Source organism: Pseudomonas sp. KB_15 (assembly GCF_052114525.1).
Taxonomy (GTDB): domain Bacteria; phylum Pseudomonadota; class Gammaproteobacteria; order Pseudomonadales; family Pseudomonadaceae; genus Aquipseudomonas.
In genome coordinates, this window is sequence record NZ_JBFREX010000068.1 from 18,019 (window position 1) to 29,288 (window position 11,270).

The 11,270-nt window shown below is 55.9% G+C and carries 9 protein-coding genes and 1 pseudogene; 1 reads left to right on the forward strand and 9 read right to left on the reverse strand.

Features of this window, described 5'->3' with window-relative positions:
- Window positions 1-96: 96 nt before the first annotated feature.
- The 4 genes and pseudogenes from AB4Z35_RS28450 to AB4Z35_RS28465 form a co-directional block, all read right to left on the reverse strand.
- Window positions 97-1,374: pseudogene (locus tag AB4Z35_RS28450) on the reverse strand (efflux transporter outer membrane subunit); the annotation flags it as partial.
- Window positions 1,374-4,565 (reverse strand): efflux RND transporter permease subunit, encoded by a 3,192-nt coding sequence (locus AB4Z35_RS28455; RefSeq protein ID WP_442100871.1) that lies wholly within the window; start codon window positions 4,563-4,565, stop codon window positions 1,374-1,376. The gene AB4Z35_RS28455 and the pseudogene AB4Z35_RS28450, both read right to left, overlap by 1 nt.
- Before the next feature lie 12 nt (window positions 4,566-4,577).
- A complete protein-coding gene (mexE, locus tag AB4Z35_RS28460; RefSeq protein ID WP_442100873.1) occupies window positions 4,578-5,819 on the reverse strand; it encodes a multidrug efflux RND transporter periplasmic adaptor subunit MexE in 1,242 nt (413 codons plus the stop codon).
- Window positions 5,820-5,972: 153 nt separating this feature from the next.
- Entirely contained in the window at window positions 5,973-6,266 is a 294-nt protein-coding gene (locus AB4Z35_RS28465) for a LysR family transcriptional regulator (protein WP_007999275.1), read from the reverse strand.
- Between the two features lie 147 nt (window positions 6,267-6,413).
- Here AB4Z35_RS28465 and AB4Z35_RS28470 point away from each other — a divergent pair, with 147 nt between their 5' ends.
- Window positions 6,414-7,004 (forward strand): TetR/AcrR family transcriptional regulator, encoded by a 591-nt coding sequence (locus AB4Z35_RS28470; RefSeq protein WP_007999277.1) that lies wholly within the window; start codon window positions 6,414-6,416, stop codon window positions 7,002-7,004.
- A 193-nt stretch (window positions 7,005-7,197) separates the two neighbouring features.
- Here AB4Z35_RS28470 and AB4Z35_RS28475 read toward each other — a convergent pair whose 3' ends face one another.
- The 5 genes from AB4Z35_RS28475 to AB4Z35_RS28495 all read right to left on the reverse strand — a co-directional run bounded on the left by AB4Z35_RS28475 (window position 7,198) and on the right by AB4Z35_RS28495 (window position 10,938).
- The gene (locus AB4Z35_RS28475) at window positions 7,198-8,322 is read right to left on the reverse strand and encodes an acyltransferase family protein (RefSeq protein ID WP_442100876.1); all 1,125 of its coding nucleotides are present in this window, start codon (window positions 8,320-8,322) and stop codon (window positions 7,198-7,200) included.
- Window positions 8,323-8,523: 201 nt separating this feature from the next.
- The gene (locus tag AB4Z35_RS28480) at window positions 8,524-8,736 is read right to left on the reverse strand and encodes a DUF2514 family protein (RefSeq protein ID WP_442100878.1); all 213 of its coding nucleotides are present in this window, start codon (window positions 8,734-8,736) and stop codon (window positions 8,524-8,526) included.
- Window positions 8,737-8,825: 89 nt separating this feature from the next.
- Complete coding sequence (locus AB4Z35_RS28485; protein ID WP_442100880.1) at window positions 8,826-9,962, reverse strand: acyltransferase family protein; 1,137 nt, start codon at window positions 9,960-9,962, stop codon at window positions 8,826-8,828.
- Between the two features lie 311 nt (window positions 9,963-10,273).
- Complete coding sequence (locus tag AB4Z35_RS28490) at window positions 10,274-10,519, reverse strand: hypothetical protein (protein ID WP_442100882.1); 246 nt, start codon at window positions 10,517-10,519, stop codon at window positions 10,274-10,276.
- Between the two features lie 101 nt (window positions 10,520-10,620).
- Window positions 10,621-10,938: a hypothetical protein gene (locus tag AB4Z35_RS28495; protein ID WP_442100884.1), complete on the reverse strand. Its 318-nt coding sequence runs from the start codon at window positions 10,936-10,938 to the stop codon at window positions 10,621-10,623.
- Window positions 10,939-11,270 lie beyond the last annotated feature (332 nt).

An 11,270-nucleotide genomic window follows, 5' to 3' on the forward strand; every position in this document is an offset into this window, starting at 1 on the left:
AAAATCCCTGTGGGAGCGGGCTTGCTCGCGAAAGCGGTAGTTCAGCCACCGATGATGTTGGCTGTGCCGACGCCTTCGCGAGCAAGCCCGCTCCCACAGCAACACCAGATAGTCCACCACCCCTTCCTTGTATTGCGTCGCCGCCAGATCGGCCGCGGCACGACTCGACTCGCTTTGCTTGATCAGCGACAGCAAGCGTTGCTGGCGCTTGCCATAGTCGCTGAAGGCGTTTTCCGACTCTTCCAGTGCGAGCAACACCTGTTGCTCATAGGTCGCCAATGCTCCCTCGGCGTCGGCGTTTGCGCCACGAATGCGCGCCCGCACACTGCCCAGGTCAAACGCAGCCCAGGTGATGCTCGGACCCAGGCTCCAGGCGCGGGCGGCACTGGAACCAATTTGTGAACCACGCCCCGCGATGAACCCCAGGAACCCACTCAAACTCACCCGTGGAAACAGGTCGGCGGTGGCCACGCCGACATCGGCCGTTGAAGCCGCCAACCGGCGCTCTGCCGCGAGCACATCCGGACGACGACGCAACAGTTCGCCGGGATCGCCAACCGGCAACGCCTTGGCGATGGCCGGCAAATCCTTTGGACTCAGGTCGATGCTCAGCGTGTCCGGGCGTTCGCCCAGCAGCGTGGCGATGCGGTTTTTGTGGTGCACCTGCTCCGCCTGCAGTTGCGGCACGCTCGCCTCGACCGCCGCCAACCGGGCATCGGCACGCACCACGTCGAGTTCGTTACCCACGCCAGCGTCACGCAGACTCACGGTCACGGCGCGCGATTCGCTTTGGTTCTTGAGGTTGGCCAGGGCGATTTTTTCCCGCAGTTGCGCACCGCGCAGTTGACCATAGGCATCCACCAACTCGGCGATCATGGTCACGCGCAGTTGGTACAGGTCCGCCGCCGTGGCGTCTTCCCGGGCATCGCTGGATTCCAGTTCGCGCTGGATGCGCCCGAACAGATCGATCTCCCAAGCCATGTCCAGGCCCAGGTCGTAGCGATCAGTGTTGACCCGACGCTCGGTCAGACCCGGCACCTGCGACTTGCCCTGCTGGCTGCTGACCCGGCTGGTGACCACCGGCAGGTTGTCGTTGCTGATGTCATCGCGAATGGCCCGGGCGGTTTTCCAGCGAGCGAAGGCCACACGCAAATCGCGGTTGCCCTTGAGCGCTTTGCCGACCAGCTGATTCAGCGTGGGGTCATCGAACTGCTGCCACCACACCGTTTCAAAACGCGATTGATCGTAGTTGGCCCCTTGCGCCGAGACGACATGGGCAGGCGCTGTGTCCGGGGTTTTGTAATCGGGCCCAACAGTGCAGGCGGCCAATGCCGTGACCAGGAGGCCGGGAAGAAAGAGCTTGAAAGCGTTCATCAGTGTACCTGCGAATCGATAACGTTGAGCGAGTGAACATGGGCCGCCTTGCGTGCGGCTTTACGTTCGATGTAGCGACGAATGAGGACGAAGAACACCGGCGTCAGCAGCAAGCCGAAGAAAGTCACCCCGAGCATTCCGGAGAACACGGCGACCCCCATGGCGCGACGCATTTCCGAACCGGCGCCGGTGGAAGTCACCAACGGAATCACGCCCATGATGAACGCGATCGAGGTCATCAGGATCGGCCGCAGACGCATGCGGCAAGCGTCCAGCACGGCTTCCAGCGGCGACAGGCCCTGGTCCTGCCGGTCCTTGGCGAACTCGACGATCAGGATCGCGTTCTTGCACGCCAGGCCCACCAGCACGATCAAGCCGATCTGGGTAAAGATGTTGTTGTCGCCCTTGGAAATGATCACCCCGGCAATCGCCGACAGCAGCGTCATCGGTACGATCAGGATCACCGCCAGCGGCAGGCTCCAGCTTTCATACAGGGCAGCCAGAACCAGGAACGCCAGCAGGACGCAGAGCGGGAACACCAGCAACGCGGTGTCGCCGGACAAAATCTGCTGGTAGGTCAGGTCGGTCCACTCGTAGGTCATGCCGTTCGGCAGTTCTTCCTTGAGCAGTTTCTCGATGGCTTTCTGGGCCTGGCCGGAGCTGAAGCCAGGAGCCGCCGCACCGTTGATTTCCGCACTGATGAAGCCGTTGTAGTGCATGACCCGATCAGGCCCCGACGTCGGGCTGACCTTGATGAACGTGGCGAGCGGAATCATTTCTCCATGGTCGTTACGCACCTTCAACTGACCGATCTGCTCCGGCTCCAGACGGAATTGCTGGTCAGCCTGAACGTTGACCTGCCAGGTGCGGCCGAAACGGTTGAAGTCGTTGGCATACAGCGAACCCAGGTACACCTGCAACGTATCGAAGATATCGCTGACGGCCACGCCGTGAGTCTTGGCTTTCTCCCGGTCGATGGCGGCATCGACCTGCGGCACGTTCACCGTGAAGCTGGTAAACAGATTGGCCAGTTCCGGCACGCTGCGGCTCTTGGCGATGACGTTCATGGTCTCTTTGTACAGGGATTCATAACCCAGGTTGCCGCGGTCTTCGATCTGCAGTTTGAAGCCACCGATGGTGCCCAGCCCTTGTACCGGCGGTGGCGGGAACACGGCAATGTAGGCGTCCTGAATGCTGCCGAATTTGGCGTTCAGTGAAGCGGAAATCGCCTTTGCCGACAGGCTCGGGTCCTTGCGTTCATCGAAGGGCCGCAAGCCGATGAAGGCAATGCCGGCGTTCGGGCTGTTGGTGAAGCCATTGATGGACAGACCGGGGAACGCCACCGCGCTGTCGAACCCTGGCTCGTTCATGGCAATGGTGCTCATGCGACGGATCACCGACTCCGAACGATCAAGGCTTGCGGCGTCGGGCAGTTGCGCGAAGGTCACCAGGTATTTTTTATCCTGGGTCGGCACGAAACCGGTCGGCGTGGTGCTGAAGCCCATGTACGTCATGGCGATCAGCCCGGCATACACCAGCAAGGCCACGCTGCTGCCACGTATGACCTTGGCGACGGCAACCACATAGCCGTGGCTGGCCTTTTCGAACACGCGGTTGAAGGGTTTGAACAGCCAGCCACCGAACAGACGATCCAGCACTTTGGAGAAACGGTCTTTCGGCGCACCGTGGGCCTTGAGCAATACCGCGGCCAACGCCGGCGACAGGGTCAAGGAGTTGAACGCCGAGATCACGGTCGAGATGGCAATGGTCAGGGCGAATTGCTTGTAGAACTGCCCGGTCAAGCCCGAGATGAACGCTGCCGGCACAAACACCGCGCACAACACCAACGCCGTGGCGATGATCGGGCCGGTCACCTCGCCCATGGCTTTCTTGGTTGCCTCGATCGGCTCGAGGCCCAACTCGATGTTGCGCTCGACGTTCTCCACCACCACGATCGCATCATCGACCACGATCCCGATGGCCAGCACCAGGCCAAACAGCGACAGGGCATTGAGCGAGAAACCGAACAGGTGCATCACGGCAAACGTGCCGATCAGCGATACCGGCACCGCCACCAGCGGAATGATCGAGGCACGCCAGGTTTGCAGGAACAGGATCACCACCAGCACCACCAGGATCAGCGCTTCGAACAGGGTGTGAACCACCGCTTCAATCGAACTGCGCACGAAGATGGTCGGGTCGTAGACAATCTCGTAGTCCATGCCTTCCGGGAAGTTCTTCTTCAGCTCGGCCATCTTCGCCCGCACCTGATCGGAGACGTCGATCGCATTGGAGCCCGGGCGCTGGAAGATCGGCATCGCCACCGCTTCCTGGTTATTGAGCAAGGCACGCAGGGCGTACTGGCTGGAGCCCAGTTCAATCCGCGCAATGTCTTTGAGGCGAGTGATTTCGCCATCCGGACCACTGCGGATAATCACGTTCTCGAACTCCTCCTCGGTAACCAACCGCCCCTGGGAGTTGATCGACATCTGGAAGCTCGTGGCGTTGGGCGCAGGCGGTGCACCCAGTTGGCCGGCAGCGACCTGACGGTTCTGTTCGCGGACCGCGTTGACCACGTCGGTCGCGGTCAGGTTGCGTGAAGCGGTCTTGTTCGGATCGAGCCAGATCCGCAGCGAATAGTCGCCGATACCGAACATCTTGACGTCACCGATACCGTTCAGGCGAGACAGCTCATCCTTGACGTTCAGGATCGCGTAGTTGGACAGGTAGAGCATGTCGTAGCGCTTGTCCGGTGAGGTCAGGTGCACCACCATCGTCAGTTCGGGCGACGCCTTGTCCACGGTGATGCCGATGCGCGTCACTTCTTCGGGAAGCTTTGGCTCGGTGCGCGTGACACGGTTCTGTACCTGCACCTGGGCGTTGTCCAGATCGGTACCCAGGGCGAAAGTCACCGTGAGGGTGAGCCGGCCATCGGCCGTGGACTGCGAATACATGTACAGCATGTTCTCGACGCCGGTGATGGCTTGCTCGAGTGGCGCGGCAACGGTTTCGCCAATCACCTTGGGGTTGGCACCCGGGTAGTTGGCGTGGATGACGACGGTCGGTGGCACCACCTCGGGGTATTCGCTGATCGGCAGCTGGAACAACGCGATGGCACCGGCGATCAGGATCAGCAGCGACAACACTGCGGCGAAGATCGGCCGCGTGATAAAGAACCGGGAGAACTTCATGACAGTGTTCCTTTATCCGCGAGGCGAAACGGCAGCATCGGTTTTCACCAGCGCCGGTGACGGAGCGACGGGCTGATTACCCGCCTCGATGGCCTGACGTTGACGGGCCAGGGTGGCGACGGTTTGCGCGTCGGCCATCGGCGCATCCTGAGGCGCGACCACCGCGCCGGGACGAACCCGTTGCAGACCGTTGATGACGATCCGGTCTTCTTTCTGCAAACCGCTGCGCACGATGCGCAAGCCTTCGAGTTTCGGCCCCAGATCGACGCTGCGGTACACGGCCTTGTTGTCCTGGTCGATCACCAGCACGAACTTCTTGCCCAGGTCGGTGCCCACCGCTTCGTCTTTGATCAGCAGGCCGGCATAGGCCGCGCTGCCCACCAGTTTCAATCGGGCATACAAGCCCGGGGTGTATTGGCCGTCCGCGTTGTCGAACACCGCGCGGCCTCGAATGGTGCCGGTCTTGGGATTGACCTGGTTGTCGACGAAGTTCATCTGCCCCAGGTGGCTATTGCCCTCCTCGTTCGACAAGCCCATGTACACCGGTGTGGACTGGCTGCGCCGGCCTTCACGGGAGAGCTGGCCGTACTTGAGGAACAGGCGTTCGTCGGCGTCGAAATAGGCGTAGACCTTGTCGGTGGAGACCACGCTGGTCAGCGCCGAGGTGTCGGCGGTGACGATGTTGCCGGCGGTGATTTCGGCACGGCTGACCCGGCCGGTAATCGGTGCGGTGACGCGAGTGAAGCTCAGGTTCAGGCGTGCGAGATCGAGTTGCGCCTGCACGGCATCGACAGCGGCACGGGCTTCCTGGGCGGTGGTGTTGCGCGTGTCGGCCAGCTCCGCCGAGATCGCATTGCTGCTCAGCAAGCGCTGGCCACGTTGTGCTTCATTGCCAGTTCGAAGCAGCGTGGCGCGAGCTTGTTGCAACTGTGCTTCGAGGCGATGCACTTCGTGTTCGAACGGACGTGGATCAATCTGGAACAGCAAATCCCCTTTCTTCACCGACTCGCCATCGGTGAAGGCGACGCGATCGATCTGCCCCGACACCCGCGGACGAACCACGACGGTTTCCGGCGCTTCCAGACGGGCGGTGACTTCATCCCATTCGGTAATGGGTTGCTCGAGCACTTTGGCCACCGTGACATGCGGCGCACCCGGCGCCTGGGCGGCATCGGGTGCGTGGCCGCAAGCAGTGACGGTCGCCAACGCCAATGCAGCAAGGGGATAACGCAAAGGTTTGAGTGACTGTTCCATGGGTAGTGTCCGCCATACGGTTTAGGGGTTGGAGAATTCTCGGCCGCACAGGGAGCAGCGACGAATTGAACGGAGTGAACTTGGTTATCATCATTAATGATGAGCATCATGTATAAGCACAAAAAAAATGAAAACTCAGATCAAGCCCATGAATTAACCGGGTTTTTTACTGCAAGCCGCCAGACTGACGACGGAACAAATGGAGTCCAGTGCGGGCCCAAGCGTTTGCGCCACCTGCAAGGCACGGGCGGTCGGTTCCATTTTGTGGCCAATGCGTTTAAACAGAGGGTCGTTGAACAATGCGCGCAGGCGACCCAGTGCGCCGCTGACCGCCGGTTGGCCCAGGGCAAGCTTTTCTGCGGCACGGGAGACATTGCGTTCCTGAATGAGCGCCTCGAAAACCACCAGCAGATTAAGGTCGATACTGCGCAGATCATTACGTTTCATGGGGGCGGCACCCTGTGAGGTGTTTAGACTTGAGCCACGGCCCGGGACCGGCAAAACCATTGCCGCGAATTTATATTATGATTATCATCAATACCAGCCCCTCAGCAAAAATTTGCCAGGGCGCTCATCGGATGACAGGACCCACGCATGAAAGTGACGAAAGACCAGGCAGCAGCCAACAAGGAAGCAATCCTCGGTGCGGCCTCGAGGATGTACCGGGAAAAAGGCATTGATGGCATCGGTATCGGCGAACTTTCCCGCTCGGTGGGCCTGACCCATGGCGGCTTTTACGGACAGTTCCCCGGCGGCAAGGAGCAGTTGGCGTCAGAGGCGGTCAGCCGCACGTTCGAAACCAACATCGAAGACTGGCGAGCGGCTAAATCCATCCCTGAACTGCTCAAGGGTTACTTGACCCAAAGCCACTTGAGCAACTGGACCGAAGGCTGTCCGATCCCCGCCCTCGGCGCCGATGTCGCGCGCAATGGCGGTGCCGTCAGCCACTCGTTCACCAAAGGCGTGCAGAACCTGATCGAAACGCTGATGCCATTGGTCGACGGCGAAACCGATGATGAAAAACACCAGCAAGCCTTGCGTATCCTTGCATCGATCACCGGGGCAATACTGATCGCCAGGGCATTGGACAACCCTCGATTGTCGGAGCAGTTCCTGCAATCGGTGATCGATGCCTGGCCTGCCAGCGCTGAAAAAACAGCAGAAGACGCGGACATCGAATGCTGACCGCGAGCAACGTGCGCGGCGCCTTGGACGCGATCGATAAGAACGAAGAATTTATCAAGATGACGCTTGCGGTGATGATGGCGCCGGATTGACGTTCCGGTGTCATACCTCACTGCATCACCACGACTGCGCATACAGGCAGCCGTCGAGTTCTTCCAGGCTGTCCAGCGTAAAGCCTGTCATTCAGGAAAACCTACGCTGTTAACTTCTTGGTTATCGCTTTTTTGGCATATAGCGCCAACCCGGATATGAACGATTTACTTTCAACCCAACGGCTTATCAACCACGACGCTGCCAAAGAGATAACAATAGTCACAGCACTAACAAACAGCGCATTCGGCACAGAATTATATATATACCTCTGTGACAAACCTAAAACAAACAGCATAATCGGGAAGTGAATTACATAGAGAGTGTATGAATATGCCGCATGCCGACGGAACCACTTAGGGAAAGATGCGCCCCCACCCATTAGCAATGCAAGAAAGCAAGCGAACCACAAGCCAGACACTACCCTAAAGTAATTTAGAGGAACCAGTACAACAGCATTACCAGATGGATCGTCAAATAGAGCAAAAACTACGACAGCAATAAAAGCGAGGCTAGAGACCGCAAACATCACACCAAAAATCCGGTTATTCATCTGCGGTCTACGCTGATGAATCAATGCCAACCCAAATCCAGAGAACCAAACAGGTGCCAACATAAAAAACAATGAGTTTTTGTACGTTACAAAAACGGCCATGCCAAGCATTACACTCGAAATTATCTTCCTGCCAGGCCATAGGAAGACAGATGCGGCTATCACGTAGTACCAAACCTCAATAGACAAGCTCCAAAGCGGACCATTAGCTGACGGGGTCTCGGTTTTGAACCCATTTAGAAACGCCAGCGCGCCTAAGACATCCGATGAGACTGACACATATTCTGTGCGTACGAAATCCACACCTTCAATTGTAAGTAGCGCGTTTGTTCCAGATGGAAATACATAAGGTGCGACGATAGAAAGAACAACCATCAAAACCAATGATGCGATCAATGGCGGATAGATCCTGATAGCTCGATCCTTCGCATATTGCCCAATATTAAACACGGAATTTTTCGATATATTATTACACACCGACTTCCCTATCAAAAAGCCACTAAGCACAAAAAACACCATAACGGCAAGTTGTGACACAAGCACAACCAATGTAAACCAAGAGCCAACAGCCGGGAGAAGTAGTGTTTGAAAAGTATGTCCAAACAAAACCACAATCGCAGCAAGAGCGCGCATAGAGTCAAGTTGACTTGACTGTTCCTGCGTCATCCGAGACATAAATTATTATTGGCCTTTTGTCTAAGTGATCTGCGTCAGGCTCTCGTCATTGCTTGTGTGTGAGCCCACTCTAAAATTGTGAATTATGCGGTAATCTGGCCATAGTTCAACAGCCAGTTGTTCTACACCGCGCCGCTCATCCGGTAGCTCGCTAAAATAGGCTTGGAACCCCGCCACCGCAATCAATCCGTGTTCGGTAGTTTAATTTTCGCCGAGTGAAATGCAGGCCTGCTCACAGGTCAGTGCCCTGGCTCGGGCTTGGTCAGCAAATTCAGCCAGGTCGCCCGCTCGCTGGTCAGCGCGCTTGAACACGTCGGCAAGCACAGCAACGGCGCGAGCAGTGGCAGCATCAGCAGTGAATTGATCGATGAACGCAGCCATGCGAAGGCGGGTGTTGATCTGGAACCGATCCATGGCCAAATTCAAGGCAGACGAAAAAAAGCCGGCAACAGGCCGGCTTTAGACAGATTTGCAGCTATCGCTACAGATACAGGAGGTTTCGTTTACTTTGCGGATTCAGAGGACAATGGCGCTGGGTAAACCTTTAAGCTGCCAGCCTCAAGCCTATCGATCAGTTTTCGCCCAAAAGCTATGCCTGGCTTCTCTATGAAGCGATATGTGAACCATGAGATAACGGTTGTAACAAGCAACACAAGCAAGAAGAAGATTATGCTTTTCGCATCCCCCTTGCCAAACATCAAATTAATCCCATGACTGCTCAGAATTTTTAAAACTGCTATGTGTATCAAATACATACTAAAGCTAAGCTTTCCAAGCAACATGGTAATCGGGTTAACAAACAATTTAACCGGGTAGCAGGCAAGAAAAATTGCAAAAATAGCAAATACCCCACCAGCAATAACGTGATGAGGTACAACAGTCTGAAATTGACACCAAAACTCCACAGAAAGCGCTATAAACATAGCACCACCAACAACCAGAGATATTAAATTTGGAGCCTTATTCTTACTGATATAAATGTAGGCCATTACCCCAAGAACAAATACCGGAGCCTGACCAATAAAGTTGAAAAATACGAAATTATCAACCATATACTTTTGAGCCGGCTCATACACAAAGAGACTTGTCGCCACAAGCACATTCAGCTCTTGCAATAGAAGACAAAGAATCAATAGCAGTACAAAATAATAAAACTTACGAACAAGCATAAGCGCAGGAAACAATAGATAGAACGTCATTTCAACAGCTACTGACCATCCACCGGGTACTACTGAGTTTATGGTCTCCGGGTGCAATCCATGCAAAAATAGCGCTGTCATCGGAAAAAACCACCAATGAAGACCGCTAGGAGCAAAATTTGTAGGAGATGTTCCGTTCAGAATAAAAAAACCAATAATCGCCAGATAAAACATTGGTGCGATCCTGAACACCCTGCGTAAATAAAAATTTCTTACAGGATTCAACTCGCCGGATTTCCTTGCATCCCAAGACATGCAGAGCGTTATCGCACTAGCGATATAAAACAACTGGACCCCTCTAGCACCCTCAATCATTGTCAGCCAAAGAGTATTATTAAGAGGCTGAACATACTGCGACGCATGAACAAACACGACTAAAATTATAGCAATGCCTCTCAACGCATCAATATAATTGTACTTTTTAATCTCTTGAGCGCTCATCGAGAAAACTCTGGTCCAGAAAAATCAGCCATTATCCATAGTCAACATTGTACCTGCCAGAGTTTTCTGTCCGGCCAACCGCGCCTCAAGTCGGAAATATTCCGACCGAGATCACTGCATCCGGCGCGACCTGGATAATCATTCCGCGAGTTCGGCAGCAGGCTCACATTCGTGGAGCTAGGGGCCAGGATGGTTCGATGACTGTAATGTCAGCCAGCTTCAGAGCGCGTCGGATGGCGACGGCTCAGGCCGAGAAAAAACTTAACGTCGTGTCCGGGATCAGTTGACCACTACAGCGCGATCCCGGAGACCTAACGAGCGATACTCGGTGATTGTTTTGCCCAGAGGATGCTTATCGCATCTGTTTCAAGCGTCAGGTTGTTACCGACCCTGAGCCAGAACAGTATGTCGTTAGGCGTTGATACACTGAAAAAGATCCAGTGCCCCGCCCCATCAGCCTTTTCCTCTACCTCTGCAACGTACAACGCGACCTCGCTTTCGCTGAGTTCCAGGGCATCGGAGATTTCTCGCTGTGTCGGCTTTCTTACGCTACTCATAGCGAAATCCATTTCTTGAACGAAGTGCTGAAAGCATAGCTGAACACCAAATCCTGGAGTCTCCACCTATCGCTTCCGGTCACGGAGGGCGGCGCCTGCGATCACGACCCTACGTGCGCAAGCTCTTCGTCAATGATTCGCTCTGCATTCTTCGCAGCGGTTGTCGCGAACTCGTAACAGACCCGGAAGTCCTGCTCCGTTACGGATGCAGAACCCTGCAAATTCTCCAGGCAGCGCGTTAATGCATGCTTTATCAAGCCATCATTTAGAGCATTGCGGGCCGCCTCTTCACCTTCAACCGCTCGAATGGCAGCTTCGATTTCTTCGATCTGCTCAATCTTTGCCGCCAGCGCGACCTTGGCGGACTCATCTCGCTCGATGATTTTGGTCCAAGAGTGATCAACTATCAGCGTTTTCATTAGTAGCCCCTCTCTTCCGGACTCATGCCTGGTCATCAACCAATAGCCCACAAACCCGAATCACGCCAGCCGCTGAAGTTCAGTGGAGGCTAAGGTTGCGAATGAGCAGCACAGCGTCAGCTCTCGTCTCAACCTTTATGGCCCGGTGCTCGTCACCTACCTTGTGCGAGTCATCAGTGACGCTGTCGGGAAACTGCGCCTTCAGCGTGTAATGCCAGTCCAACACCCTCTGTAGCAGCTGCCGAGCCCGCGAGGCGGCGTTCGGCTGCGAAGCAGTCGTAAAACCGGTAATCGCGGTACGTCAGGCAGGCCGCGTCAGCTGGATTCACGAC